Raw genomic sequence first — 26,328 nt, forward strand, 5'->3', positions numbered from 1 at the left:
CACAAGATAACTGCTGTCTTTTTAAAAGAACTAAATTTTCTGAAAAGTATTTTACAATAGCCCAATCATTTAGTAAGATGAGAATTAAATTAATATTGTATCCAATATCCAATGATTGGAGAGAGTGCAATGAATACACCACGCTCCTATTTATTTGTTCCAGCTAGAGATCTTTCCATTATAAAGAAAGCGTTCTCATCTATTGCTGATGTTGTCATCTTGGATTTAGAGGATGCTGTGGCTGTCTCGGAAAAGCAAGCAGCGCGGCAAGTAATGAAAGAAGCGTTAGAGACGCATCAACACGAAAACAGGGGTGTTGTCCGCATCAACAGTCTTGACACCGATTTATGGGAAGCCGATTTAGAAGTGGCGATCCGCAGTAGAGCTGGTGGAATTATGGTTCCAAAAGCGGAAAGTGAGCAGGACATACAAAAGGTCTGCCATAGAATACGGAGTATCGCCGGGGATAAAACAGTAGAGGTGATTCCATTGATAGAAAGCGCTAAAGGTGTGCAGTTCGCATATGCGATTGCATCCGCAGATTCACTGGTTTCGGCTCTGGCTTTCGGGTCAATCGATTTTTCCTTGGATATCGAATGTGAACTTACACCTGAAGGGCTGGAATTATTATATGCCCGTTCCCAATTGGTGATCGCTTCAAAAGCAGCAGGAATCGGCTCGCCGATCGATGCGGTCTATCCTGATTTAACGGATGAAGATGGACTGAAAAAGCAAACGGTTTTTGCCAAACAGTTGGGTTTCAAGGCGAAACTGGTCATCCATCCGAAACAATTGGGAGTTGTCCATCAAGTGCTTTCGCCTTCAGAGGAAGAGCTTGCCTTGGCTAGAGAAATCGTCGTAGCATTTGAACAAGCTGAAAAAACAGGCAAGGCTTCGATTGAAGTCAAAGGACAGTTTGTCGATTATCCAGTCTATAAAAAAGCTAAACGAATCTTGCAGAATAGAGACTATTAAACAATCTTCCCATTAAAAATGATGAGGTGAGCAACGTGAAAATAGTGAAAATCGATGTTAAGACAGTACCGATCAGCAGTCCTATCCGCAACGCTTATATAGATTTCAGCAAAATGACCACTTCGGCTCTGGCGATTACCACTGATGTTGTCAGAAACGGGAAACCCGTAGTGGGTTACGGATTTAATTCGAATGGAAGGTATGCACCCACTTGTTTACTGGAAGAACGTTTTATCCCACGGCTTCTGGAAGCGGACCCGAAAGACATTGTGACAGCTGATGGAGGCAACTTGGACCCCCACAAAATACATAAAATCATCATGTCCAATGAAAAGCCGGGCGGTCATGGTGAGCGCGCAGTTGCGGTGGGCGTCATTGACATGGCGGTCTGGGATGCTGTTGCAAAAATAGAGGAAAAGCCTTTGTACCAGCTGTTGGCGGACCGCTATGGAACCGGGAAAACGGATGACAAGGTCTATATTTATGCGGCGGGCGGCTATTATTTCCCTGATAAAGGCTTGACTGAGCTTCAAGACGAGATGAAAGGCTATTTGGATCTGGGCTACCGTGACGTGAAAATGAAAGTTGGCGGTGCGTCATTGAATGAAGACCTCCAGCGAATTGAGGCAGTTCTGGACATTTTGCCAAAAGGCAGCGGCTTGATGGTTGATGCCAATGGCCGCTTCGATTTGGACTATGCCATTGAGTTTGGTGAAAAAGTAAAAGACTATGAACTGATTTGGTACGAAGAAGCAGGAGACCCATTGGATTATCATTTACAGGCAGAGCTTTCCAAGCGTTATCCGCATGCCTTGGCAACTGGCGAAAACCTGTTTTCACTTCAGGATGCCACCAATTTAATCCGGTACGGAGGGATGGACCCGGAAAAAGATTTTCTGCAATTCGACTGCGCCCTCAGCTACGGGTTGGTGGAGTATTTGCGGATCCTCGATATGCTGAAAGACCATGGCTGGTCTTCGCGCCGCTGCATCCCGCATGGCGGCCACCAATTGTCACTCAATATTGCAGCAGGTCTGGAGCTTCACGGCAATGAATCTTATCCAGGCGTCTTCGAACCTTTCGGCGGATTTGCGGATCGCTACGCAGTGGAGGACGGCTATGTCCGGCTCCCGGAAGTGCCGGGAATCGGCTTTGAAGAAAAGGCCAATTTGTATGAATTGTTGCTGACAATCGGCAAGTAAGGATAAAAAGTAAGGGGGAGGTAAAAACGTGGCAGGCAAAATGGAATTCAATCAGGACATTGCGACTGAATATGACAAAGGGGTGAGACGGACATTGCCGACTTACGATCCGATGCTGCGCTTGTCACAAACCTTTCTTCGCAATGCACTTAACGAGCAGGCAGAAGTATTGGTGGTCGGCTGTGGCGGTGGCAATGAATTGAAAACTTTTGGTGTTCCGAACCAAGGCTGGCGATTTACGGCGGTCGATCCGGCAAAAGCCATGTTGGAAGCAGCGAAAGCCAAAGCGGCGCATGCCGGAATTGAAGACCGCATCGAATGGGTGAACGGGACCGTAATGGATGTACCGACAGAAAAGCGCTTTGATGGCGCGACCTGCATCCTGGTCCTCCACTTTGTTCCAGAGATAGAAGAGAAAAGGGCGCTGCTGATGAAAGTAAGAAGTCATTTGGATTCAGGCGCGCCTTTCGTATTGGTCAGTAAATTCGGAGATCCAGACGATCCCGAATTTAAAGAGCTGGTCGCTTTATGGAAAAACTACTGGCTGGACATGACCAATCTGCCAGAGCAAAAAGTGGAGGAATTGATGAAAGGAACTTTAACGGAATCCTCGATTTCTGAAGCTCAAATTCGTCAATTGCTGAAGGACTCAGGGTTCCACCGGGTCGCCAACTTCTTTAAGACCAACCATTTTGGCGGATGGATCTGTTACGCGGATTAAAAAAATACGGAACCTGCTCGGCTGTGAAAAAGGAGGTAAGGAAGCATGAAAAGCAATCCGGCGGAAAGCAGGAGGACGCTCCTGTTTATAGGCATAGCTGTTTTGGGTTTCCTTGCTGTCTATTTTTTATTGCCAGATGAATTTTCCTACGCCGCTAAAGTGATGACCAGCATCATTACGCTCGGGATTATCCTATGGTCATTGGAACCGATCCCGATGGGGTTGACGGCCTTGATCATTCTATTGTTGATGCTGCTATTCGGTATTGCGGATTCGTCGGTTATCTTCAGCGGATTTGCGTCACCGGCAACTTATTTGATCGTCGGAGGCATGATGCTTGCCACAGCGGTCAATGAAACGGCCTTGATCAAACGGATGAGCTACACCATCCTGAAAAAGTGGGGCGGCCGCTCAGCTGGCTTGCTCGGCAGCATCATCATCATCCAGCAGATTCAAGCATTTTTTATTCCTTCCACTGCTGTCCGGTCTGCCCTGATTCTACCGGTTTCAACCATGATCATTGAAACGACCCATGCCGAGCCAGGCGGGAATTTGCGGAAAATGATTATGCTCGGTGTCGCTTTCGGCGGCATCATCAGCGGAACATCTGTCATGACTGCGGCAATCGGCAATATTTTGACGGTGGAATTGCTCAATCGTTTTGCGGGAATCAATATCACGTATTTCGAGTGGTTCTATTACACTTTCCCGATCTGGCTGATATTGATTCCGGCAATATGGCTCATGCTGTTGAAAGTTTTTCCATTGCCGGAAGAGCAGAGCTATTTTCCGGCAATCAAAGAAGAAATGACATGGAAGCTGAAAGAATTAGGACCTGTCAATGCGCGGGAAATCCGTTGTTTGGCTATTCTGTTGACGATTGTGATTTTTTGGCTGACTGAGCCTCTTCATGGTCTGCATCCGAGCGTTCCCGCTCTAGCCGGTGTGGTGTTGATGACATTGCCCATTATCGGCGTCGCTGCATGGGAGCCTGTCGTCCGCATCAACTACAATACCGTTTTGTTGATCAGCGTCACCTTATCGATGGGCTATACATTTGTGGATTCAGGAGCCGCAACCACCATCAGCCAATACTTGAGTGTCGGTTGGTTCATGCAGCTTATTCAAAATCCGTTTTCTGCCGTAGTAATCGTCATTGTCTTGGCTCAAATTTTTCATAAAATGATTTCCAATGTTGCCACTGCCGTTGTTGTCCTGGTGCCGATTGTCATCAGTGTAGCCCAAAATGCGGGAATCGATCCCCTGGCCATTGCTTTTACAACAGGCTTGACCTGTCTTTTCGGATTTGTCCTGATTGTTGAATCCATGCCGAACCTGATTGCCCACAGCACCGGAATGATTTCACAGAAAGATTTTTTGAAGCCTGGTTTATACGCTACTGTCATTTCAATGGCGGCAACTGTTCTGGTCGCCGCAACTTGGTGGAATTGGATTGGGTTGATTTAATGTTGCCCAGTTTGAAAAGATGGATTTTCTGTTCATCAATCGAATCAACAAGGAGGAATTCATATGTTGCCATTGGAAGGCATAACCGTCGTTTCTTTGGAGCAGGCTGTTGCAGCGCCTTTTGCGACCAGGCAATTGGCCGATTTGGGTGCGCGGGTCATTAAAGTGGAACGGCCGGGAGTGGGCGATTTTGCCCGAAATTATGATAAGACGGTGAAAGGGATGGCCAGCCATTTTGTTTGGATCAATCGTTCCAAAGAGTCGTTGGCGCTGGATCTTAAGCAGGAAGAGGCCAAAGAGGTTTTGTATAAATTATTGGAAGAGGCCGACGTGTTTCTTCATAATCTGGCACCCGGAGCAGTGGATCGCCTTGGATTCAGCGCCGAGGAATTGAAGGCAAAGTATCCGAAGCTGATCATCTGCTCCATTTCGGGTTATGGCACCTTCGGCCCGTATACCAATAAAAAAGCGTATGACTTGCTGATCCAATGCGAAGCAGGGCTGGTTTCTGTAACCGGGACAGAAGATACTCCGTCCAAAGCCGGAATTTCCATTGCCGATATTGCGGCAGGAATGTATGCCTATACCGGGGTGTTGACCGCCATCATTTCACGCTATAAAACAGGCAAAGGCGCGATTATTGAAGTGTCCATGCTGGAAGCGCTGGCGGAATGGATGGGTTATCCGCTCTACTACTCCGCGTACGGGGACAACGAACCACAGCGAACCGGGGCAAGCCATGCCACGATTTATCCGTATGGCCCGTTTGAAGCCGGAGATGGCAAAATGGTCTTTATGGGGATCCAAAATGAACGGGAATGGGTTGAATTCTGTGAAACTGTTTTGGATAACCCTGAGCTGGCGGTTGACCCTTTGTTCAACAGCAATTCCCAGCGGGTGGTCAATAAAACAGCACTGAAAACTATCATTGAAGACGTATTTCAAGGAATGGATTCCGGCCAGGCCATCGAACGGCTGGAACAGTCTCGGATCGCCAATGCACGCCTCAATACTATGAACGAACTGGTCGACCACCCGCAATTAGCGGCACGCGACCGCTGGCGGGAAGTGGATTCGCCAGTGGGGAAATTGAAGGCGCTTATCCCGCCGGTCACTTCAGATGAAGTCGATACTGTCATGAATCCGATTCCGGCAGTCGGGGAACATACGCATTCCATTTTGTCGGAGTTTGGATTTTCTGAGCAGCAAATAAAAAAGTTGACCACACAATGAAAAGGCAGCATTCGAAAGGGGAAAATGGAAATGGCGAAATTAACGCAGCAGGAAAGAGAACAATTACGGCAGGAAGTGCGGAAACTGTGTTCGGAATTCCCGAATTCCTATTGGAGAAAGCTGGATCTTGAGCGGGAATACCCTTATAAATTTGTGGATGCGTTGACGAAAAGCGGCTATCTTTCCGCATTGATTCCTGAACAGTATGGCGGCAAAGGATACGGCATGACAGAAGCGACCATCATTCTGGAAGAGATTAACCGCTCGGGGGGCCACGCCGCCGGATGCCACGCTCAGATGTATACGATGGGCGCCTTATTGAAGCATGGCAGTGAAGAGCAGAAACAACAGTATCTGCCCGGCATCGCAGATGGCTCGATCCGCTTCCAGGCGTTCTCGGTGACAGAAGAGAAAGCCGGCTCCAATACCACCGCAATCGAAACCTTCGCTGAAAAAACAGCAGCTGGCTATCGGGTCAACGGCCATAAAAATTGGACCAGCCGATTGCTGCAATCAGATTTGCTGATGGTGCTGGCACGCACGACGCCGCTTGCGGATGTAGGGGAAAAGAGGGCTGAAGGACTTAGCCTGTTCCTCGTCGATCTGCGGATCATCCGCGAACAGCAGCCCGAATCCTTGGTAGTGGAACCGGTTCGGGCCATGTTCAATTACGCAACCAATCAAGTTTGGTACAAGGATATGGAGATTCCGGCCGAATGCCTGATCGGGGAAGAAGGCAAAGGGTTCCGTTATGTATTGGACGGCATGAACGCAGAGCGGACCTTATTGGCAGCGGAAGCCATTGGCGACGGTTATTTCTTCATCGACAAAGCCACCAGCTATGCCAATGAACGGGTAGTCTTCAACCGGAAGATCGGAGAAAATCAAGGCATCCAGTTTCCGATAGCCCGGGCTTATGCAGCGATCAAAGCAGCGGACTTGATGCGCTACGAAGCGGCAAAAAGATTTGACGAAAATGAGAAATTCGGAGAACAGGCCAACTTGGCGAAATTCCTATCGAGTGAAGCAAGCTGGCTGGCGGCCAATGTCTGCCTGGATACATTCGGCGGCTATGGATTCGTCGATGAGTATGATGTCGAGCGGAAATTCAGGGAGACCCGGATGTACCAAGTGGCACCCGTCAGCAACAATATGATTTTGGCTTATCTCGGCCAGAATGTGCTGAAGATGCCTCGCTCTTATTAATGGCCAGAAGAAAAAGACGCCAGAAAATCTTCTGGCGTCTTTTTTGCGTCTTAAGAATGTTTATTTCTTCCGTTATTTCAAAGCAGAGGGCTGAACCCCTTCCGGAATCGGACAGGTATAAGGCTCTTTCGCGCGCTTCGCTTCGTGTTCGGCTTTGATCGCCTGAAGGTCTTTGGGATTATTGAACAAATGGATGGCGGTATTCGCCATGACTTCAGAGGACAAGAGCATGCCGCTGTGTGCAAATGAACTGATGCCTTGCGTCACCATCTGCCATGTGTGAAGAGGCGTACCGATGGCTGATGTGGCCGTTGTCACTTGAGCAGTGGGAACAATCCAACTGACATCCGAAACATCGGTGGACCCTGCCATCACTTCATCCGAAGGAACATACTCGGAAATTACGTCTGCAAGATATTTGCCTTCGAACTCGCTGCCGTCTCCGCTGTAGCCGAAAGTTTTCATGCCGGCGAGAAAATTATTTTTTTCTCCTTCAGATAAAGTCTGCCAGATTCCTGCAGCGAATTCCTTTTCTTCTGCCGTTGGCTCGACTGCTCCGGCTTCCTGCAATTTCTTATTTAGAATCGCCTCCAATGTCCGGTTCGGTTCATAGTTGGAGCAGGCTTTATCGAAGACAATCGTCATATCGGTTTCTGTCATCAATGTAGCACCTTCCGCGATTTTGCAGACGCGTTTGTAGATTTCATCGACTTGTGCCACTTTCGGCGCACGGATCAAATACAGAACTTCCGCTTCCGACTGGACAACATTTGGTGAAAATCCGCCACTGTTGGTGATGGCGTAATGCATCCGTGCTTCCTGGACGACATGTTCGCGCAAGTAATTGACGCCGACATTCATCAGCTCTACCGCATCCAGTGCACTGCGTCCTAAATGCGGCGAATTTGCTGCGTGCGAAGCCACTCCTTTGAAACGGAAATAGACTTGATAATTGGCGAGGCTCGATAAGCTCATGATGGAATTGGCATATGAAGGGTGCCAGGTCAAAGCGACATCCAAGCCATTGAAGGCGCCTTCACGTACCATGAAGGTTTTGCCGGAGCCGCCTTCTTCAGCGGGACAGCCGTAAAATTTCACGGTTCCGTTGATCTTATTTTCAGTGAGATAAGCTTTAACGGCATATGCCGCTGCAAGTGAGCCGGTGCCGAGCAGGTTGTGGCCGCAACCGTGGCCGATGCCACCTGGTACCAAGGGCTCTTGCTGTGTAGAGTTCGCTTTTTGGCTGAGGCCGGAGAGGGCGTCGAATTCACCTAGAAATCCGATTACCGGCTTTCCTTCTCCATAAGTTGCCACAAACGCGGTTTCAATGCCGGCTACTCCGCGTTCGACTGAAAATCCCTCTTTCTCCAGTTCATCAGCTAAGAAAGCAGCGGACTCAAATTCTTCGTAGCGCGTTTCAGGATGTTCCCAAACGTATTGGCTGATTGATTCGAAGTGGTCTCTGTTGCTTGATAAGTAGTTAGTGACAGAAGAGTTAATTGCCATGTCAATTCCTCCTTTGAAATAAATTCATAATCATTATAACAAAAATATGTTCTTTTCCGGAAATGAGCCTGAATTGGTCTACTTCACCGAATTATGAAAATATTTTTTCGTTTTTATTAGAGCCACGGGGCTTCTGGGTTTGTGAAAGATGGAAACGTTTGCAAAGAAGTCTAAATATTTTTTATATATTGACAACGCATTTTAGGCTGTATATGATGGAGTCAATTCAAATATACAGATTAACTATGTTGATGGAGATACGCTTTATGCAGGGAAATCTCAAGAGAGCTGATGGTTGGTGAAAATCAGTGGTTTCGGCATTTGGCAGCACTTCTGAATAGATGGATTGAATAACCCAGTAGGTCCATCCGCTTCATGTCCGTTACGCATGTGAACCAATGAGACTGTCAGTTTTTTTGACGGTGAATTAGGGTGGTACCGCGAAATGGAAGACTCTTCGCCCCTTGCATCTTTATGTAAGGGCGGAGAGTCTTTTTTGTCGTCTTTACACAATCACTGCCCGCAAATGCGGGGAAATCGAGAGGGGAATGAAATCATTATGCTGACTGACCAACAAATTTTACGAATCCCAGGACCAACGCCAATTCCACCGAGTGTCCAACGTGCAATGGCACAACCGATGATCGGCCACCGTGGACAGAGTACATCCGAAATGATCAGTGACATCAGACCAAGATTGAAACGCGTTTTTGGAACCAAGCAGGAAGTTGTCATTTTGACGGGGAGTGGGACTGCGGGGCTGGAAACCGCAGTGGTTAATACAGTTGCTCCTGGCGAAGAAGTTTTGGTTCTCGTAACCGGTGCATTCGGTGATCGTTTTGCGAAAATTTGTAAAGCATATGGTATTCAAACCCACGTATTCGAAGTGGAATGGGGTCTTGCGGTCGATCCGGAAGCGGTAAAGAATTTCCTTGTGGAACATCCTGAAATCAAGGTGGTCTTCTCCACCTTCTGTGAAACTTCCACTGGCGTACTGAACCCGATCAAGGAATTGGCAGCAGCTGTCAAAGAAGTATCCGAGGCGCTTGTCATTGTAGATGGTGTATCTTGTGTAGCGGGAACGGAAACCCAAATGGATAAATGGGGAATCGATGTTGTAGTCACCGGTTCACAAAAAGCCTTTATGCTTCCGGCAGGCCTATCATTCGTAGCGGCAAGTGACCGTGCATGGAAGAAGATCGAAGCGAACCCCCAGCCACGTTTTTACCTGGACCTTAAAAAACACAGAGACAATATTCTAAAAGACACAACGCCGTTTACTCCGGCCCTGTCGATTTTATTCGGATTGCAGCAAGTACTCCAGTTGCTGGAGGAAGAAGGGTTGGAAGCCGTATACGCAAGACATCACTTGATGAAGGATATGACCCGTGCCGCATTTAAAGCATTGGGCATTCCGCTACTGACTTCTGACAAAGATGCATCACCGACAGTTACAGCCGTGAAACCGGATGACTTTGATGCGGAAGAATTCCGTAAAGTGATGAAGAAGGAATTTGCATTGGAAGTGGCTGGTGGCCAACAGCATCTAGCGAAAAAGATTTTCCGCATCGGCCACATGGGCTATTGTTCTCCGGCAGATATGCTGCAGGCAATTGCCGCAATGGAAATCGGATTGGTCAAAGTAGGAAAAGAAATCGAACTCGGTAAAGGAATTGCCGCTGCACAGCAAGTCTTTTTAACAGAAGGGAAGAAAACCAAATGACTTTTCACGTACTGATCAGTGATCCACTCAGCGAAGAGGGAATTTATCCCCTGCGCCAGGCGAACGGCGTAAACATCGTCATGGAAACCAACTTAACTCCGGAACAATTGGGAGAGCGTATTGATGGGTTTGATGCGCTGCTTGTCCGTAGCCAGACCCAGGTGACACGGGAATTGATTGAAAAAGCATCAAACTTGAAAATTATCGGACGTGCAGGTGTCGGCGTCGACAATATCGATCTGGAAGCTGCTACAGAACATGGCATTATCGTGGTCAATGCGCCGGACGGCAATACCAACTCGGCCGCTGAGCATACGATGGCGATGCTGATGTCTATGGCACGCAAAATTCCACAGGCGTTTCACGCTCTGCGCAATCAAAAATGGGATCGTAAATCATATGTCGGCGTGGAATTGAAGAACAAGACGCTTGGAGTTGTCGGCTTTGGCCGAATCGGACAGGAAGTGGCAGCACGTGCAAAAGGGCAGCGGATGAACGTCATTGCCTATGATCCATTCTTGACGGCTGAAAAAGCGGAAAAGCTGGGTGTGGATTTTGGATCAGTGGAAGATGTCCTGAAAGTGGCGGATTTTGTTACTGTCCATACGCCTTTGCTAAAAGAAACCAAGCATTTGATCAATAAAGAAGCCTTTGAAATCATGAAAGACGGCGTCCAGATCGTCAACTGTGCACGCGGCGGCATCATCGATGAAAATGCATTGTTCGACGCAGTGAAATCAGGTAAAGTAGCCGGCGCTGCACTTGACGTTTTTGAGCAGGAGCCGATGATTGACTTCCGGCTATTGGATTTACCGGAAATTATCGCAACGCCTCATTTAGGCGCCAGCACATTTGAAGCTCAGGAAAGTGTAGCTGTGGATGTCAGCATGGACGTGGTCAGCTACTTCACAACAGGAACTGTGCGGAACTCAGTGAACCTGCCGTCAGTACCGAAAGAAATCATGAAGAAAATCGAACCTTACTTTGATTTGTCAGAGCGTTTGGGTGCCTTTTTAACTGATTTAAGTGGTGCGGCTGCAGAAGAAGTGACGGTCCGCTATGCTGGAGATTTGGCTAATATGGAAGTGGGTCCATTGACGCGCAATATGCTGAAAGGCATGTTGAAGCGCCATCTTGGCAAGCATGTCAACGACGTGAATGCCACGTATATCGCCAATCAAAAAGGCATTGTGGTCAGCGAACAAAAGACTACGGAATCGAAAGGGTTTACGAGCTTGATCACTGTAGAAGTGAAAACAGCAAAGGGCACGAGAAAAGCCGCTGGAACGCTGTTGAATGGACAAGGTGCACGTATCGTCAAAGTGGATGATTATTTGGTGGATGTGGTGCCGGAAGGCCATCTGCTGTATGTTCGCCACAATGACCGCCCAGGCGTCATCGGACGTGTCGGAACTTTGCTCGGCCAGGAGAACGTCAACATTGCGACGATGCAGGTTGGACGCTCGAATGTCGGTGGAGACGCCATTATGATGTTATCGATTGATAAGCCTGCGGAATCAAGCAGCCTGGAACAATTGGCGAAATTGGATGAAATTCAGGGAGTCACACCCATCAACCTATAAGAAACAGAAAAGAGGTCCTCATAGCGAGGACCTCTTTTGTGTCAGAGTGTAGACAAAGCCTGACCAAAATGTATAGCGGTGCATAATCCCTAACCGGTCCGGCCACTTCGCTTTCCGTGGGCTCAGCTTCAGCCTCCTCGTCACTGCGTTCCTGCGGGGTCTTCAGCTCTCGCTATCCCACAGGAGTCTTCGTGGCCAGCCCGCTTGGGGCATGTTGCTTTAATCAAAGAGAGAAGCTGGCTAGTCTGTTCTAGAAAAAATAGTCCTAACAAATCTAGTAAATCCTTCACTCAAGGATCCGGAGCGCAAGGCGGCGACTCCTGCGGGAGCAGCGAAGCGACGAAGTGCCGAAATCCACTCGGGCGCCAGTCCGAGTTAGTTCGGCGCGAGCCCGTGGAAAGCGTCCGCCTGAAGCGCAGGTTCCGGTATAAACAGGATGAAATGTGTATTCATGCTTTAAATGACATCAATATTCTTTTGTGTTTAAATTTGTTCAAGCAGTTGAAGCAATTCCTCCAAATGCTGGATTTCATATGTTGGGATGATGGATTCATGGGGAGCTTTTTGCTCCCGGTTGACCCAGACGGAGCGAATCCCTGCTTTTTCAGCACCAATAATATCCGTCATGAGGTTATCACCGACCATCAGCACGTCATCAGCAGAAAAATCGAATTTCGATAAGGCATGATGGAAGATGTCCGGATCTGGTTTGCCTTTACCGAACGCGCCAGAGATGACGATGTGATCAAAGTAAGGAGCAATTTCCGGTGTGATCTCAAGCTTGATCTGCTGAAGGCTTGGCGAACCGTTGGTCAATAACAGCAATTGATAATGGCCTTTCAAATCTTCCAGCACTTTTAAGCTTTCTTCGTAGAGGATAGGATTGCTTTTGCGCGCTTCAGGGAAGTACTCTGCAAGTTGAGCTCCGATGTCAGGGCTGTCGATGCCGATTTTTTTCAGTCCGGCTGTCCAGGATTCGCGGCGATACGCCGGAACAATGGTTTTCATCTGCTGAAAATCGGTTCCTTCATCATCAAAATTCCCCCATAATCCTTCGAAAGGATTGATGCCGATCATCTTGGTGAACTCGTATGTATTGTATCCAGCATAAAGCTCAGTCGCTGCAGCTCTTACTGCCTCTTCCAAACCCGGACAGTCCTGGCCTGTCAATGCTTCAGCCAACTGGCAGGTTTCCTCGAACGCTTTTTCAACACTCTTTTTATCCCATAATAAGGTATCATCCAAATCGAAAAAAATCGCTTTGACCATCGGTGTGAGCTCCTCCTGACAATATCTTTACTTTGCTCTAGTGTACTGGAAAAACGAATAAAAACATAGGTAGTTCAGAGTTCTGTCACTGAAAAGAAACAGGTGCAGGTGATATGATAGGGGCAAGGAGTGAATGAAATGACGATGAGCAATTCGACGATGCTTTTATTGGAAGAAGCCACTGACTATATAGAAATTTGCTGCGACGAATTAGGGAAGAGCGAGCGTCAGAAAGCTGACAGGCTGCTTGAAGTTATAGAGGAAATAGAAAACACTGGAACTTATACCCACAGCTTTGAAGAGCTGGAGCATGGAGCACGTATGGCATGGCGCAATAATAACCGCTGCATCGGCAGATTGTTCTGGAATACACTGACGGTCTTTGACGAACGGCATCAAACCACTGCGGAAGGGATTTTTGATGCCTTGGTCCAGCATATCAACTTTGCTTCGAATAACGGGAAAATCCGACCAGCCATAACGGTATTCCGTGCTGAACAGGAAAATGGAGACTCCATGCGTTTATGGAACCATCAGTTGATTCGTTATGCCGGATACGAAACCGCAGAAGGCATCATTGGTGATCCCAGTTCAGTGGAGTTCACGAAAACCTGCCAAAAAATCGGTTGGCAGGGAGCGGGAACAGCTTTCGATGTTTTGCCTTTAGTGGTTCAACTGCCAGGAGAAGCGCCTTTTCTGAAAGAGATCCCGGAGCAGTCGATTGTGGAGGTCAACATCGGACATCCCGAAATCCCCGCGTTTTCACAGCTCGGCATCAAATGGTATGGAGTTCCCATCATTTCAGATATGAGGCTGGAAATCGGGGGCATTGAATACAAGATGGCTCCTTTTAATGGCTGGTATATGGGGACTGAAATTGGCGCCAGAAATCTGGCAGACGAAGACCGTTATGATTTTCTGCCCGCTGTAGCGGAACTCTTGGAGCTGAATACGCAATCGAACCGTTCCTTATGGAAAGACAAAGCTTTGGTCGAATTGAATATTGCTGTGCTGGAATCGTTCCAAGAAGCAGGGGTGACCATCGTCGATCACCATACAGCAGCCAAACAGTTCAAGAATTTCGAAAAAAAAGAAGAAGTGGAAGGGCGGGATGTCACCGGAAACTGGGTTTGGTTAATCCCGCCGATGTCCCCGGCCACGACCCATATCTTCCACAAGCCCTATAAGAACGACCTGGTTAAGCCAAATTATTTCCATCAAAAAGCTCCCTATCAATCATAAGGAGAGGATACTGATGAAGGAATTCAAAGTGACCTATTTTTTTGACCAAGAACATTATATTCGCCGGTTCATTCACGTCGAGTCACAGGAAAAGGCAGAAAAACTGATACAAAGTGAGCGGGATCAGTATATTTCGTTTCATGACAGCCGCGGAATCTACCATGAGCTGAATACACGGGATGTCCGGGTCATCCAGATTTCGGAATACCATCGGACGGATAAAGTATAAAAACAGCAGCGCTGCCTTTTTGGGCGGCGCTGCTGTTTTAGGATTTCGGGTTGAACGGGTGCAAATCCGCCCAAATGCCCATAAATTTATTTGAAACTCAAGAACCCGTCATCCACTGCAACAGTGGAGCCGTTGACAGCCGCTGCGTCTTCAGAGAATAGAAACTTGACGACATTCGCTACTTTTTCAGGCTGAATCAGTTTGTTGTGCATATGAAGGGCCGACAGAGCTTTTTTCATTTCCGGATCGTCTCCAAGGATTGGGGTGTCGATAAAGCCTGGTGCCACACCGACGACACGAATGCCATGTTCAGCAAGCTCCAATGCTCCTGATTTTGACATCATGACGACCGCGGCCTTCGCTGCATTGTAGTTGAAGCTGCCTTTAGCGGCCATCGATCCATAAATAGATGCTGTGTTGACGATGGTTCCGGTTGTGCCGAGTTCCACCATTTTCTTCGCGCCGTAATAGATTCCGTAATAGACGCTGTGCTGATCGACATCGATTACTTTGTGGTAAGAAGCGGGATCCATTTCAAGCAAAGGCTTCACAAGGCCGATGCCGGCGTTATTAAAGATGCCATTCAAGGTTCCGAATTTCTCGACGGCGAAATCAACCATTGCTTCCACTTGCTCCGCTTTTGACACATCCACTTTAAATGATGCGGCTTTTCCGCCTTCGGATTCGATGTGGGAAACGGTTTCGTTTGCACCGTCTTCATTGAAATCAGCTACAACAATGGCGTAACCTTCTTTTGCTAACTGGTACGAAGCATGCCGGCCAATTCCACTTGCTCCGCCTGTGATGATGAGTACTTTGTTTTCTGCCATGATGAACTCCTCCTAATCGATTCAAATTATTTCTACAACTTCACCGTACACCCTATTTGTGTCTCGTTCAAAGTATCCGCTTGCATAAAAACTGCGGTTTTTGACGGCAAAATACGTTACATCCGAAAAATTTGTACTATAATAGTACATAGTGAATATCATTCAGAATGAGACTTTATAGAGAGTAGGAAGTTCAATGGGACGCAAATGGAATAATATTAAAGAGAAGAAAGCATCAAAAGATGCCAACACAAGCCGGATCTATGCAAAATTTGGACGTGAAATATATGTGGCTGCCAAACAGGGAGAGCCGGATCCGGAATCGAACCAGGCTTTGAAGGTGGTTCTGGAACGTGCAAAGACCTATAGCATTCCAAGAGCGATCATTGACCGTGCAGTAGAAAAAGCTAAAGGCGGTTCTGAAGAAAGCTACGATGAATTGCGTTATGAAGGATTCGGGCCGAACGGTTCTATGGTGATCGTCGATACATTGACGAACAACGTCAACCGTACGGCTTCGGATGTTCGCGCGGCTTTCGGCAAAAACGGCGGCAACATGGGCGTCAGCGGATCTGTTGCTTATATGTTCGACCATACTGCGGTATTCGGTATTGAAGGCAAAACTGCTGACGAAGTGCTGGAGTTGATGATGGAAGCGGATATCGATGTACGTGACATCACAGAAGAAGAGGATGGCGTCATCGTCTACGCCGAACCGGATCAATATCACCTCGTACAGGAAGCGTTTAAGAATGTTGGCATCACCGAATTTACGGTTGCTGAATTGACGATGCTTGCGCAAAATGAATTGCCGCTGCCGGAAGACGCACAGGAGCAATTCGAAAAAATGATCGATGCCATCGAAGATCTGGAAGACGTTCAGCAAGTTTATCACAATGTTGATTTAGGGGAATAAAACCGAAATAGAGCAGGAGACGCTTCGTGTAAATCACAGCGTCTCTTTTTTTATCGGAAAAAATATTCTGATAATTAGAAATTTGACTTGTAATTCAAAAACAGAACATTTATACTAACTTTGAAGCAATAGTGTAAAAATTTTGACTATTTATTTCGAGTGATATGTAAGGGCTTTCATATTGGGTTTTGAAAAGAAAGGGGCATTTTATGGAACAACAGGAAATAAGCTTGTTTGGCAGAAAAAGAGTCAAAGTATTTAAAGAACGTCCACAAACTGTTGGAGAAATCATTCGTAGCACCAGCAAAACTTATGGTGAAAAGCCTGCCATTGTAACCGAAGATCAATCGTTGAGTTATCGACAATTGGAAGAACTGGCGACAGCAATTGCGGCGAATCTTCAAAGCCGGGGAATTGCAAAGGGAGACCGTGTAGCAGTCATCGTTGGAAATCGAGCTGAATTTCCTTTGCTGGTAATTGCCTGTGCAAAAATTGGAGCCATCATGGTTCCGATCAACGTTAAACTGGCGGTGGAAGAGCTTCACTATATCCTCAGACATTCCAAACCGAGCATTATCATCAGTGAACAGGAGTTTTTGGAACAAGTACAAAAAGCCAATAAAGAAGCGGCTGTGGTACCTGAAGAAAACATCTTTGTCATTGATGGCCAAAATTCATACGAACAACTAGTGAAGACGGATACGCCTTTTCTCGAAGTTCCGGTTACAGAGGAAGACGGTATTTTCATCTTGTATACATCGGGGACGACAGGGCGTCCCAAAGGTGCTGTGCTGACTCATATCAATGTCATTCACAGCCTCATGAATTATAAATTGGTTTTCAAAACCGATGAAACATTCAATACGCTGATCGCCGTACCCATGTTCCATGTAACCGGGCTGGTTGGTCAACTTCTGCATATGTTCTATGTTGGAGGCACGGTATATAGCATGCGCCGCTATCAAAATGAGGAATATATCAATCGAATACTGAAGCATAAAATCAATTTTCTTTTTAATGTACCCACCATTTTCATTATGATGTCCACCAGTGAAGAATTTCAAAAACACTCGTTTGACTTTGTGAAGAAAGTGGCTTTTGGGGGTTCACCAATTTATCAGCAGACCTTTACGATGCTGAAAAACGCATTTCCAAATGCACAGCTGCACAATGCCTACGGCGCAACAGAAACAACTTCACCTGCAACATTAATGCCCTTAAACTATCCTGATTCTAAAGTGACTTCAGTCGGACTCCCTGTAGAGGTGGCGGATATCAAAATCATCGGTGAAGAAGGAAAAGAATGTGAAACCGGTGAATCAGGAGAGCTTTACATTAAGGGTCCAATGATCATTAAGGAATATTGGGATAACCCGACGGCCAACCAAACCAGTTTTACGGATGGCTATTGGCATTCAGGAGATCTTGGCATTCAAGATGAAGACGGCTTCATTTATATTCGGGACAGGAAGAAGGACATGATCAACCGTGCGGGTGAAAAAATATTTTCAATTGAAGTCGAGGATGTATTGAAAGCCCACCCCGATGTCGTAGAGGCTGCTGTCATCGGGGAACCCGACCCGGTTTTCGGGGAAAAAGTGAAAGCGTTTGTGGTGGGTCCGAAACTGGATGCGGAAGATTTCACTGGGTTAAAGGAACATTGTAGAAAGTCCCTGGCTAAATTCAAGGTTCCTGAAGAATTTGAATTGATCGATAGCTTGCCAAGAAATGCATCCGGAAAAATATTAAAAAATACATTAAAAAACATTGGAGGAAAAACAAATGCTTAAAGAATTATCACCGAAAGCCGAAGAGTTACGAGGGAAACTACTGAAGTTCATGGATGATTACGTCTATCCCAATGAAGCGACTGTCGAAAAGTATCTGCAGGAAGCCGAGGACCGTTGGACGATTCCACCGATTATCGAAGAGCTCAAGGAAAAGGCGAAAGAGCAAGGACTGTGGAATTTATTTTTAGACCATCCGGAATACGGAGCTGGCTTGTCGAATTACGATTACTCGCATCTCTGCGAAATCATGGGCCGTTCCTTGATTGCGCCGGAGCTGTTCAATTGCAACGCCCCCGATACCGGCAATATGGAGGTCTTCGTCAAATACGGAACAGAAGAGCAGAAAAAACAATGGCTGGAGCCTTTGCTGCGTGGGGAAATCCGTTCGTGCTTCTCGATGACGGAACCAGCTGTCGCTTCTTCCGACGCTACCAATATCCAGAGTAGCATCGTCCGTGATGGGGATGAATATGTCATCAATGCGAAAAAATGGTGGACAACCGGAGCGATGGATCCCCGCTGCAAAATTGCGATTGTCATGGGGAAAACAGATCCGAATGCGGCGAAACATCAGCAACAATCAATGATTTTGGTGCCTTTTGATACACCGGGAGTGGAAATCATCCGACCGCTGACTGTCTTCGGATACGACGATGCACCACAAGGTCATGCTGAAGTCCATTACACCAATGTACGGGTACCAGTTTCCAATATGCTGCTGGGTGAAGGACGTGGCTTTGAAATCGCACAGGGCCGCCTTGGACCAGGACGCATCCATCATTGCATGCGTGCCATCGGAGCAGCTGAGCGGGCACTGGAGCTCCTATGTAAACGGGCTGACAGCAGAGAAGCATTCGGTTCTACTTTGGCCGAAAAAGATGTGATCAAAGAAATCATTGCCGAAAGCAGAATCGAAATTGAACAGGCGCGTCTCTTGACTTTGCATGCTGCCCATAAAATTGATGAGGAAGGTGCTAAAGCGGCACGTAAAGAAATTGCCATGATCAAGATTGCAGCACCTCGCGTTTCATTGAATGTCATCGATCGCGCTATGCAAGTATTCGGCGGAGCCGGTTTAACCGAAGATTTCCCGCTTGCGGCACATTATGCCAATGCGCGGACACTGCGTTTGGTTGACGGTCCAGACCAAGTCCATCTACGTGATGTCGGACGCCTGGAATTGCGCGAACAATTGAAGGAAAGTTCAAACGTAAAATAAGGGGGTATTGTGATGAAGGCTTGGACAGTGGTCCGAATAGGAGATCCACAGGAAGCTCTTGAGCTTACGGAGCTCACGAATCCTGAACCAAAAGCGGGCGAAGTACTTGTGAAAGTGGAGGCAGCCGCCTTGAATTTCTTTGATATCCTCCAGTGTCAGGGAAAATATCAGGAGAAACCTGATCTGCCATTTACACCGGGCGCTGAAATTGCCGGTATTGTTGAAAAGGTGGGAGATGGGGTGGGCATACAGATCGGCCAGCGTGTTCTCGCTACACCTCAGTTGCCCACTGGCGGTCTTGCCGAATGGGTAGTCGTCAAGGAAGAAGGGGTATTCCCGATTCCGGATTCGCTTTCCTATAGTGAAGCAGCATCTCTATTCATCACCTACCAGACCGCATATTTCGCGTTGCACCGGACAGCGCGCCTTCAAAAAGGCGAAACCTTGTTGGTGCATGCAGGCTCAGGCGGTGTTGGTTCAGCTGCCATCCAGCTTGGAAAAGCGGCAGGAGCTACTGTCATCGCTACAGCCGGCAGCAACGAGAAAACAGCAATCTGCAAGGAGCTTGGTGCTGATCAGGTCATCAATTACCGCACAGAGGATTTCGTCTCCCTAGTTAAAGAAGCGACAGGTGGAAAAGGGGCTAATGTCATCTTCGATCCTGTCGGTGGAGACACCTTCGACCTTTCCAGAAAATGCATCGCCTTTGAAGGCCGTTTGTTGGTAATTGGCTTTGCTGGAGGCAGGATTGCAGATGCACCAACCAATCATGCCTTGATTAAAAATTATTCGGTTGTAGGTGTTCATTTCGGATTATTCCGCAATTTATATCCGGAAGAAGTGATGAAGGCTCATCACGAATTGATGGATTTATACGAAAAGGGAGCTATTCGCCCGATGATCTATGAAGAATATCCATTTGAAAAGGTTCCGGATGCTTTGGATCTATTGGGTGACCGCAAAACCTATGGAAAGTTGGTTGTGAAACCGTAATGAAAAGGGAGGAAAGTGGATGACTAAATTGGTGGAAATCAATACACAGGCAGGAGTCGGTTATTTGAAATTGAAGAGACCGGAGAAGTTGAATGCCTTGTCGCGTGAATTAGTGCAGGAAGTCATGGTTGCCTTGGATGAATTGTCCGGCAACCAGGAAGTCAAGGTCATCGTTTTGTCAGGAGAAGGCAAAGCATTTTCTGCAGGCGGTGATATTTCATCCATGAAGGAGTTGGCGGATGCCCACGAAGTGGCAGAATGGATCGAGTATGTTTCGGGTCTGTCGAAAAAAATAATAAGCCTGGATAAATACGTAATAGCTGCAGTGCATGGCTACGCTGCAGGGGCGGGCTTCAGCATCGCTCTTGCTGCAGATTTCATTGTCGCAGATGAAAATGCCAAATTCGCTTTGAGCTTTTCGAATATCGGCTTGATTCCGGATCTGGGCTTGATCAAAGCATTAACTGAGCGTGTATCACCGCCGATTGCCAAGGAGTGGATTTCTTCAGCCAAGACCCTATCAGCTGAAGAAGCCTACAGGCATGGCTTGATCAACAAAATTTCCACAGGTTCGGCAGTGGAAGCAGCAGCTGAATTTGCAGGATTTATTGTGGACGGACCGCCCATCAGCAATAAATACGTCAAATATCTGGTTAATCATGTAGGAGAACTTCATAAAGAAACTGCTTTTATGCAGGAAAATATGATTCAGGCGATGCTGCTACAGACTAAAGATCATCAAGAAGGCATTTCAGCTTTTTTCGAGAAGCGTGTTCCTCAATTTAATGGCAAATAGTATTTTGGTTTTGTAAGCGGATACAAAAACACAATCACTAGATTAAATGGATGGAGGGAAAAATTATGAAATCATTTAATTCTCGTTTTTCAGTAGCAGGTCTAGGATTAGTGCTCTTGTTGTCAGGATGTGGAGGCGGTGAAGAAACAGGTGGTGGTTCTTCAGAAGGGGAAACGATCACATTACGTGCAGCCACTGGACTCAGTGCCCAGCACGCCTGGTGGGAAGCATCGATGGTGCCTTGGATGGAACGTGTCGAGGAACTGACGGAAGGACAGGTTCAATTTGAATCCTTCACCGGAGGCGAGTTGGTGGCGGTTCCCGATGAAGCGGAAGCTCTCGAAACCGGCACAGTGGACGTTGCCCTCGTTCTGCCGATTTACCAGCCGGATCAATTTCCGATGGCGGAAGTGACAATGCTGCCGTTGAACCATTCGGATACACTAATCGCTTCCAACGCCTGGAAAAATCTTCTTGAAAGTGAAGAGGAGCTGGCAGATGGACAAACCTATACTGAGATGCAGTTTGGTGATTTTAAAGTATTCCCAATCTCTACTACTCAGGAATATTCAATTTCAACAACCGGCCATGAATTCAATGCAGTCAGCGATGTAGAAGGTACATCACTTCGCACGCCTTCACGGATTCATGAAATGTATGCGGCTAAAACGGGCATCAACAGTGTGACAATGCCTGCTGTGGAAATTTACGACTCCTTGAGCAGAGGCACATTTGAAGGAGCGTTTTACAGTATTGCCGACTGGACAGGATACGGATTCCAGGATTTGTTCCGTTACACTTTGACTGGTATCAATTTCGGACATTTCAACGCCTTTATTGGAATGAGTCAGGATAAATGGGAGGAAATGCCCGAAAATGTACAGGAAGCGATGACGCAAGCAAACGAAGAAATCTTCGAGCCTGGCGCTCAGGAGTGGATCAACCGCTCAGAAGAAATCATCCCGGAAAATGAAGCGAATGGCGGGAAATTTGTTGACTTTGCTGATTTGGATCCGGCAGTCCAGGACCATTTCAACCAAGGGATCGAAGAGACATGGACAGATTACGCAACATTGCTTGAGGATAATGGAATGCCAGGAAATGAATTGGTTAAAATGTGGAGAGATCTTCTAATTGAAGAAGGCGGCGAGGTACCGGAAGCCATCATGGATCTGGAGTAGCCGTTTGGGAAAAGGGAATAGCTTATCATCCAGTGAGTCATTCCCTTTTCTTTCTATAATTTTATGCAAGGAGGTCTTGAGGTGGATAACTTACTGGTCATAGGAATTATTCTGGTAATGATGATTGTCCTGCTGATCGCAGGTCTTTATATACATTCGGTACTCCTTGCAAGCGGCATAATCGGTTTAATTTTATTGGAGGGTTTCGGGATACTTCCCGGGCTGCTTGGAAACGAACCTTTTAACCGGGTCGCGAGCTATACCTTAACAACCATTCCCCTTTTTGTTTTAATGGCGCAGTTTATTCTTCAATCAGGCTTGGTCCAGGATATTTTTTATATGGTTCATAAGGTCTCAAAAGGAAAAAACAGTCTACTTGGAATTTTAACATTGATTATTGGCGGAATGCTGGGGGCAGTTTCCGGTTCGGGAACCGCAACTTCAGCTTCACTCGGCCAAGTAGCGATTCCGGAGCTGCGGAAACATGGCTATAGTGCACCACTCGCTGGTGCAATAGCAGCATCAGGAGGCTCTTTATCGGGGATTATCCCGCCGAGCATTATTCTAATCCTTTATGGAGTGGCAACTGAAACACCCGTGGGCAGTTTGTTTGTCGGGGCGTTTATTCCCGGCATACTGACCATGGCCATTTTTATCCTGGTGATGCTGGTGTATTTCCGATGGGAAAGAAAAAAACGGACACAAGTAGAAGAGCCGGCAATCAAAGAGGCCCCGGTAACAGAAAAGTTATCTGCCATCCGTTTACTTATTGTGAGCGTTATCGCTATACTCATCGTTTTGGTGATTTTCGGCGGGATATATTCAGGCGTCTTTACACCGACTGAAGCAGGAGCAGTGGGAGCGTTCGTCGGTTTGCTTGCTGCACTGGTTCTAGGAAAGGTCAATTTTCAATTTTTCAAAACTTCTGTTGTTGAAACCATCAAACTGACAGGGATGGTCATGATCATCATGATCGGTGCACAGATATTCGGTCGCTTTGTTTCCCTATCTCTGCTGCCTAGACGTCTGATTGAATTGATCGAACCGATTATGGATACTCCAGTATTGGTGTTGATCGCCATTTCGGTTGTTTTGTTCATCATGTTTATGTTTATAGAAGGCGCAGCTGTAATCTTGATGTCAATTCCAGTCATTCTTCCCATCATTCAAGAGTTGCAGGTTGATATCCTCTGGTTCGGTGTATTTGTAGCCGTTATTTGTACGATTGGATTGATAACGCCGCCTGTCGGATTGAGTGTGTATGCAGTTGCCGGGGTTAGCGGAATCAGTTCAGGATCAATATTCCGCATCTCGATGGTTTTTGCCGTCGTCGCAATGATCATTGTCTGTGGTTTGATGATTGCGTTTCCGGGACTTGCCACGTGGCTGCCGAATTCCATGTGAGCGACTGAAGGGAGTGGGCTTGAGTGAAAGGTGTATGGAAGGCCTATAAAATTTTTCATTATATAAAACTGGCAGGAATATGGATCAGTGGAATCAGTGTACTGGTAATGATGCTGCTGATTGTGTACGACGTTGCTATGCGAACCTTCTTTTCCAGTTCGATACGCGGTGGCTTTGAAATCATCCAGAATTACATGATGCCTCTTGTGGTGTTTCCAGGTCTCGCATATGTATATGCATCGGGTGTATTGCCGAAAATGGATTTAATCCTTGAAAAACTGAATAACTCCGCAAAAAGGATTTTGATTTTTCTTATGGTGTTGCTTGAACTATTCGTACTTGTGCTGATTGTCCAATTCAGTTGGGAATATGCCATGAGCGGCTTCGAACGCAAGACCGCCTTTCCTGCTGCCGGCACCTTGTATCCGCTGTATCCATTGTTCTTCCTAATTCCTATTGCCTTTGCCATGATTGTGATTGAAAATATTTTTATTTTGATCCGAAATATTTTGGACAACAAGCCGTCCATGGTGATGAAGGAAACAGAGGCAAAGCCTGAAGAGTTGCTTTGAAACTGAATAAATGAATGAGGTGGTGGCATGAGTCTTCGAGAACGAAAAGCAGCCAAGAAAAAAGAAGATATTCTTCGTTCTGCGAGTCTGGTGATTTCACGGAACGGCTATCAGAATGCAACGATGGAAGACATTGCAGCAGAATTATTGATGACCAAAGGAGCTCTTTACTATTACTTCAAAAGTAAAGAAGAGCTGTTGTACAGTTGCCATGATTTGATTTTATCGGCGGCTATGGAAAAGGTGGAATCCATCTATGCAGAAGAATTATCTTCTATGAAAAAGATGGAAAAGGCAATTAAAACGCATTTGGACATTGCGATAAAGGAGAAGGAAGTTTTTAATCTGATTGTGAAGCCGGAACAGCTTTTTTCAGAAGAAAATATAGAAACGATCATTCAAAAACGTGATCAATACGCTGGGATTTTTGACAGAATTATTGCCGAAGGGGTGGAACGGGGAGAATTTAACGTTTCAGATAAAAAAATGGCACGTATGATCATTCTTGGTGCCACCAACTGGGTACAGGTTTGGTATTCGCCTGAAGGCAAGTTCAGCAAAGAAAAGATAGAGAACATATACGCAGAGTATTTTTTGAAGATGCTGGCATAAATTAGAATCCACGAACATTACTCGGACTAAGTTTCTTTATATCCGCTGAGTAATATCAGCTTATTAAAGTGGAATTAATTCAAAGGAATTGATTGTGATGAGGAAAATCCACGTCATTACGCAAAAAGAAGCGGTGGCAGAAGAAAAGTTGAAAGGCTGTACAGCAGTGGTCATCGATGTCTTCCTCGCGACTTCGACGATTGCTTTTCTGCTCGAAAATAATTTCGAGCCCATTTATGCAGTGAAGGACAGCGATCAGGCAATTGAGTTATCCAAAAAACACAGTGAACCTCATATTCTATTAGGAGAGACAAAAGGGGAGTCCATTCAAGGATTTCAATATCCTGACCCTTGCCTAATCAAATTAAATGATGAAAAGCAGGCAGCAATCATCTGTTCCACAAACGGCACCATCGCCATTGAAAAAGCGAGCAAAGCTAATGTGCTCTTCATTTCTTCATTGGTTAACGGCCACTTGATTGCAGAACGGATCCATCTGCAGGAAGCTGATTCCTCCATTGTTCTGGTCTGCTCAGGAAATGATGACCGTTTTTCAATGGAAGATTTTATTGGAGCGGGACAGATAGTTGAACATCTATCGAGAAAAGCGAGCTATGAATTATCCGATTCCTCTAAGCTGGCCAGAGAGGCTTATCTTCATGCACATGCAGCATCTTTCAAAAGTTTGCATGAATGCGAAACCGCAGATTTATTGAAGCGGTTCGATTTTACAGATTCGGTGGAATTTGTTCTTCGGCACCATGAATTGGTGGATGTTGTGCCGCTTTTTAGAAATGGGAAAATTGTCAATGATCATCAGAAAATAACTCTTAAAAGAAGTTGAAGGAGGAAGGCCATTGCAGAAAGAACAGTGGACAGTGATTAAACTGGAGCGCCAGGAAATGATTGCAGTATTGACCTTGAACAATCCCCCTTTGAATGTACTGACAGATGAGTTGCTGAACCAATTGAACGAAGCTGTAGACGAAGTTGAAAAAGATCAAGGGATTCGGGCAATTGTCCTGCGGGCAGCCGGGGAAAAAGCATTTGCTGCAGGTGCAGACATCCGCCAATTTCCAAGCCTGACAAAAGAAAGTGGCATAGCTCTGGTAGAAAAAGGAAAAGGGATATTCGACAAGTTGGCTGCAGGAAAACCGGTTATTTGTGCAGTTCAAGGGTTGGCTCTGGGAGCAGGATTGGAATTGGTGCTTGCTTGTGATATTCGAATTGCTGAAGAAAATACGAAGGTTGGGCTTCCTGAAACAGGCTTGGGTATATTGCCGGGCTATGGCGGGACACAGCGCTTAGCGCGTTTGGTCGGTCCAGGAAAGGCAAAAGAGCTGGTTTTATCGGGTGAGTTTTTATCCGGTAAGGAAGCACATGAAGCGGGCTTGGTGGAAAGGTTGGTGCCCTCGGGACAGGCATTCGAAAATGCTGTAAAGCTTGCTCAGGCAATAGCTTCGAAAGCACCGCTGGCAGTAGCGAATGCCAAGAAAGCGATTGATGAAGGACTGGAGCTGAGTTTAGCTGCTGGCCAGAATTTGGAGACACAACTGTTTGCAGAATTAGCCGAAACACAGGACATGCAGGAAGGTGTTAAAGCTTTTACTGAAAAGCGCACTGCTGATTTTAAAGGGAACTAAAGTCTGAAGGGAGATG

At 46.5% G+C, this 26,328-nt stretch carries 24 protein-coding genes and 1 other annotated feature; of the genes, 21 read left to right on the forward strand and 3 right to left on the reverse strand.

The genetic code is table 11. The annotated features are described in order from the left end of the window. The first annotated feature begins 129 nt into the window (after window positions 1-129). The 6 genes from ACRC6Q_RS02925 to ACRC6Q_RS02950 all read left to right on the forward strand — a co-directional run bounded on the left by ACRC6Q_RS02925 (window position 130) and on the right by ACRC6Q_RS02950 (window position 6,804). Window positions 130-975, forward strand: coding sequence for an HpcH/HpaI aldolase/citrate lyase family protein (locus ACRC6Q_RS02925; RefSeq protein WP_431465770.1), 846 nt, complete (start codon window positions 130-132; stop codon window positions 973-975). Window positions 976-1,010: 35 nt separating this feature from the next. After that, the gene (locus ACRC6Q_RS02930) at window positions 1,011-2,177 is read left to right on the forward strand and encodes a mandelate racemase/muconate lactonizing enzyme family protein (RefSeq protein WP_317851938.1); all 1,167 of its coding nucleotides are present in this window, start codon (window positions 1,011-1,013) and stop codon (window positions 2,175-2,177) included. Between the two features lie 28 nt (window positions 2,178-2,205). After that, the gene (locus ACRC6Q_RS02935) at window positions 2,206-2,898 is read left to right on the forward strand and encodes a class I SAM-dependent methyltransferase (protein ID WP_223643546.1); all 693 of its coding nucleotides are present in this window, start codon (window positions 2,206-2,208) and stop codon (window positions 2,896-2,898) included. A 45-nt stretch (window positions 2,899-2,943) separates the two neighbouring features. Next, the gene (locus tag ACRC6Q_RS02940; protein WP_431465771.1) at window positions 2,944-4,365 is read left to right on the forward strand and encodes an SLC13 family permease; all 1,422 of its coding nucleotides are present in this window, start codon (window positions 2,944-2,946) and stop codon (window positions 4,363-4,365) included. 63 nt (window positions 4,366-4,428) lie between these two features. Further along, a complete protein-coding gene (locus tag ACRC6Q_RS02945) occupies window positions 4,429-5,598 on the forward strand; it encodes a CaiB/BaiF CoA transferase family protein (RefSeq protein ID WP_223643542.1) in 1,170 nt (389 codons plus the stop codon). Between the two features lie 30 nt (window positions 5,599-5,628). Continuing rightward, a complete protein-coding gene (locus ACRC6Q_RS02950) occupies window positions 5,629-6,804 on the forward strand; it encodes an acyl-CoA dehydrogenase family protein (RefSeq protein ID WP_431465772.1) in 1,176 nt (391 codons plus the stop codon). A gap of 72 nt (window positions 6,805-6,876) precedes the next feature. Here ACRC6Q_RS02950 and ACRC6Q_RS02955 read toward each other — a convergent pair whose 3' ends face one another. After that, complete coding sequence (locus ACRC6Q_RS02955; protein WP_431465773.1) at window positions 6,877-8,310, reverse strand: M20 family metallopeptidase; 1,434 nt, start codon at window positions 8,308-8,310, stop codon at window positions 6,877-6,879. A gap of 239 nt (window positions 8,311-8,549) precedes the next feature. Beyond that, window positions 8,550-8,778: a binding site (T-box leader), on the forward strand. Window positions 8,779-8,869: 91 nt separating this feature from the next. On the opposite strand from ACRC6Q_RS02955, the gene ACRC6Q_RS02960 reads away from it, so the two are divergent. Next, complete coding sequence (locus ACRC6Q_RS02960; protein WP_223643536.1) at window positions 8,870-10,033, forward strand: pyridoxal-phosphate-dependent aminotransferase family protein; 1,164 nt, start codon at window positions 8,870-8,872, stop codon at window positions 10,031-10,033. After that, window positions 10,030-11,616, forward strand: coding sequence for a phosphoglycerate dehydrogenase (gene serA, locus ACRC6Q_RS02965; RefSeq protein WP_431465774.1), 1,587 nt, complete (start codon window positions 10,030-10,032; stop codon window positions 11,614-11,616). The genes ACRC6Q_RS02960 and serA overlap by 4 nt, the downstream gene beginning before the upstream one ends. Window positions 11,617-12,099: 483 nt before the next feature. On the opposite strand, the gene ACRC6Q_RS02970 is transcribed toward serA, so the two are convergent. Beyond that, window positions 12,100-12,885: an HAD family hydrolase gene (locus ACRC6Q_RS02970; protein ID WP_431465775.1), complete on the reverse strand. Its 786-nt coding sequence runs from the start codon at window positions 12,883-12,885 to the stop codon at window positions 12,100-12,102. Between the two features lie 138 nt (window positions 12,886-13,023). On the opposite strand from ACRC6Q_RS02970, the gene ACRC6Q_RS02975 reads away from it, so the two are divergent. Both ACRC6Q_RS02975 and ACRC6Q_RS02980 read left to right on the forward strand, forming a co-directional pair. Next, window positions 13,024-14,127, forward strand: a complete 1,104-nt coding sequence (locus ACRC6Q_RS02975) for a nitric oxide synthase oxygenase (protein WP_431465776.1) — start codon at window positions 13,024-13,026, stop codon at window positions 14,125-14,127. A gap of 13 nt (window positions 14,128-14,140) precedes the next feature. Then, window positions 14,141-14,356 carry a hypothetical protein gene (locus ACRC6Q_RS02980; RefSeq protein WP_431465777.1) on the forward strand — a complete coding sequence of 72 codons (216 nt, stop codon included), beginning with the start codon at window positions 14,141-14,143 and terminating at the stop codon, window positions 14,354-14,356. A gap of 86 nt (window positions 14,357-14,442) precedes the next feature. On the opposite strand, the gene ACRC6Q_RS02985 is transcribed toward ACRC6Q_RS02980, so the two are convergent. Then, window positions 14,443-15,186 (reverse strand): SDR family NAD(P)-dependent oxidoreductase, encoded by a 744-nt coding sequence (locus tag ACRC6Q_RS02985; protein ID WP_431465778.1) that lies wholly within the window; start codon window positions 15,184-15,186, stop codon window positions 14,443-14,445. A gap of 196 nt (window positions 15,187-15,382) precedes the next feature. Between ACRC6Q_RS02985 and ACRC6Q_RS02990 the strand changes: the two genes are divergently transcribed. The 11 genes from ACRC6Q_RS02990 to ACRC6Q_RS03040 all read left to right on the forward strand — a co-directional run bounded on the left by ACRC6Q_RS02990 (window position 15,383) and on the right by ACRC6Q_RS03040 (window position 26,312). Continuing rightward, entirely contained in the window at window positions 15,383-16,102 is a 720-nt protein-coding gene (locus ACRC6Q_RS02990) for a YebC/PmpR family DNA-binding transcriptional regulator (protein ID WP_223639411.1), read from the forward strand. Between the two features lie 209 nt (window positions 16,103-16,311). Continuing rightward, window positions 16,312-17,892, forward strand: coding sequence for a class I adenylate-forming enzyme family protein (locus ACRC6Q_RS02995; RefSeq protein WP_431465779.1), 1,581 nt, complete (start codon window positions 16,312-16,314; stop codon window positions 17,890-17,892). Continuing rightward, entirely contained in the window at window positions 17,885-19,111 is a 1,227-nt protein-coding gene (locus ACRC6Q_RS03000; RefSeq protein WP_223639430.1) for an acyl-CoA dehydrogenase family protein, read from the forward strand. Before ACRC6Q_RS02995 ends, ACRC6Q_RS03000 begins: the two co-directional genes overlap by 8 nt. Before the next feature lie 12 nt (window positions 19,112-19,123). Next, window positions 19,124-20,104, forward strand: coding sequence for an NADPH:quinone oxidoreductase family protein (locus ACRC6Q_RS03005; protein WP_223639433.1), 981 nt, complete (start codon window positions 19,124-19,126; stop codon window positions 20,102-20,104). A gap of 19 nt (window positions 20,105-20,123) precedes the next feature. After that, complete coding sequence (locus ACRC6Q_RS03010) at window positions 20,124-20,900, forward strand: enoyl-CoA hydratase/isomerase family protein (protein WP_431465780.1); 777 nt, start codon at window positions 20,124-20,126, stop codon at window positions 20,898-20,900. Window positions 20,901-20,965: 65 nt separating this feature from the next. Next, a complete protein-coding gene (gene dctP / locus ACRC6Q_RS03015) occupies window positions 20,966-22,081 on the forward strand; it encodes a TRAP transporter substrate-binding protein DctP (RefSeq protein ID WP_431465781.1) in 1,116 nt (371 codons plus the stop codon). An 81-nt stretch (window positions 22,082-22,162) separates the two neighbouring features. Then, a complete protein-coding gene (locus tag ACRC6Q_RS03020) occupies window positions 22,163-23,485 on the forward strand; it encodes a TRAP transporter large permease (protein ID WP_431465782.1) in 1,323 nt (440 codons plus the stop codon). A 23-nt stretch (window positions 23,486-23,508) separates the two neighbouring features. After that, the gene (locus tag ACRC6Q_RS03025; protein WP_223639446.1) at window positions 23,509-24,057 is read left to right on the forward strand and encodes a TRAP transporter small permease; all 549 of its coding nucleotides are present in this window, start codon (window positions 23,509-23,511) and stop codon (window positions 24,055-24,057) included. A 27-nt stretch (window positions 24,058-24,084) separates the two neighbouring features. Next, a complete protein-coding gene (locus ACRC6Q_RS03030; protein WP_223639449.1) occupies window positions 24,085-24,669 on the forward strand; it encodes a TetR/AcrR family transcriptional regulator in 585 nt (194 codons plus the stop codon). Between the two features lie 97 nt (window positions 24,670-24,766). Then, window positions 24,767-25,513 carry a 2-phosphosulfolactate phosphatase gene (locus ACRC6Q_RS03035; RefSeq protein WP_223639454.1) on the forward strand — a complete coding sequence of 249 codons (747 nt, stop codon included), beginning with the start codon at window positions 24,767-24,769 and terminating at the stop codon, window positions 25,511-25,513. 13 nt (window positions 25,514-25,526) lie between these two features. Continuing rightward, window positions 25,527-26,312 carry an enoyl-CoA hydratase/isomerase family protein gene (locus tag ACRC6Q_RS03040; protein ID WP_223639455.1) on the forward strand — a complete coding sequence of 262 codons (786 nt, stop codon included), beginning with the start codon at window positions 25,527-25,529 and terminating at the stop codon, window positions 26,310-26,312. Window positions 26,313-26,328: the final 16 nt, after the last annotated feature.

This window comes from Planococcus sp. SE5232, from assembly GCF_050686535.1.
Classification (GTDB): domain Bacteria; phylum Bacillota; class Bacilli; order Bacillales_A; family Planococcaceae; genus Planococcus.

What these genes read in the sequence shown, in the direction of transcription:
- ACRC6Q_RS02925 (WP_431465770.1), top strand. Translation starts at nt 130, where the DNA reads ATGAATACACCACGCTCCTATTTATTTGTTCCAGCTAGAGATCTTTCC.
- ACRC6Q_RS02940 (WP_431465771.1), top strand. Translation starts at nt 2,944, where the DNA reads ATGAAAAGCAATCCGGCGGAAAGCAGGAGGACGCTCCTGTTTATAGGC.
- ACRC6Q_RS02945 (WP_223643542.1), top strand. Translation starts at nt 4,429, where the DNA reads ATGTTGCCATTGGAAGGCATAACCGTCGTTTCTTTGGAGCAGGCTGTT.
- ACRC6Q_RS02950 (WP_431465772.1), top strand. Translation starts at nt 5,629, where the DNA reads ATGGCGAAATTAACGCAGCAGGAAAGAGAACAATTACGGCAGGAAGTG.
- ACRC6Q_RS02955 (WP_431465773.1), bottom strand. Translation starts at nt 8,310, where the DNA reads ATGGCAATTAACTCTTCTGTCACTAACTACTTATCAAGCAACAGAGAC.
- ACRC6Q_RS02960 (WP_223643536.1), top strand. Translation starts at nt 8,870, where the DNA reads ATGCTGACTGACCAACAAATTTTACGAATCCCAGGACCAACGCCAATT.
- serA (WP_431465774.1), top strand. Translation starts at nt 10,030, where the DNA reads ATGACTTTTCACGTACTGATCAGTGATCCACTCAGCGAAGAGGGAATT.
- ACRC6Q_RS02970 (WP_431465775.1), bottom strand. Translation starts at nt 12,885, where the DNA reads ATGGTCAAAGCGATTTTTTTCGATTTGGATGATACCTTATTATGGGAT.
- ACRC6Q_RS02975 (WP_431465776.1), top strand. Translation starts at nt 13,024, where the DNA reads ATGACGATGAGCAATTCGACGATGCTTTTATTGGAAGAAGCCACTGAC.
- ACRC6Q_RS02980 (WP_431465777.1), top strand. Translation starts at nt 14,141, where the DNA reads ATGAAGGAATTCAAAGTGACCTATTTTTTTGACCAAGAACATTATATT.
- ACRC6Q_RS02985 (WP_431465778.1), bottom strand. Translation starts at nt 15,186, where the DNA reads ATGGCAGAAAACAAAGTACTCATCATCACAGGCGGAGCAAGTGGAATT.
- ACRC6Q_RS02990 (WP_223639411.1), top strand. Translation starts at nt 15,383, where the DNA reads ATGGGACGCAAATGGAATAATATTAAAGAGAAGAAAGCATCAAAAGAT.
- ACRC6Q_RS02995 (WP_431465779.1), top strand. Translation starts at nt 16,312, where the DNA reads ATGGAACAACAGGAAATAAGCTTGTTTGGCAGAAAAAGAGTCAAAGTA.
- ACRC6Q_RS03000 (WP_223639430.1), top strand. Translation starts at nt 17,885, where the DNA reads ATGCTTAAAGAATTATCACCGAAAGCCGAAGAGTTACGAGGGAAACTA.
- ACRC6Q_RS03005 (WP_223639433.1), top strand. Translation starts at nt 19,124, where the DNA reads ATGAAGGCTTGGACAGTGGTCCGAATAGGAGATCCACAGGAAGCTCTT.
- ACRC6Q_RS03010 (WP_431465780.1), top strand. Translation starts at nt 20,124, where the DNA reads ATGACTAAATTGGTGGAAATCAATACACAGGCAGGAGTCGGTTATTTG.
- dctP (WP_431465781.1), top strand. Translation starts at nt 20,966, where the DNA reads ATGAAATCATTTAATTCTCGTTTTTCAGTAGCAGGTCTAGGATTAGTG.
- ACRC6Q_RS03030 (WP_223639449.1), top strand. Translation starts at nt 24,085, where the DNA reads ATGAGTCTTCGAGAACGAAAAGCAGCCAAGAAAAAAGAAGATATTCTT.
- ACRC6Q_RS03035 (WP_223639454.1), top strand. Translation starts at nt 24,767, where the DNA reads ATGAGGAAAATCCACGTCATTACGCAAAAAGAAGCGGTGGCAGAAGAA.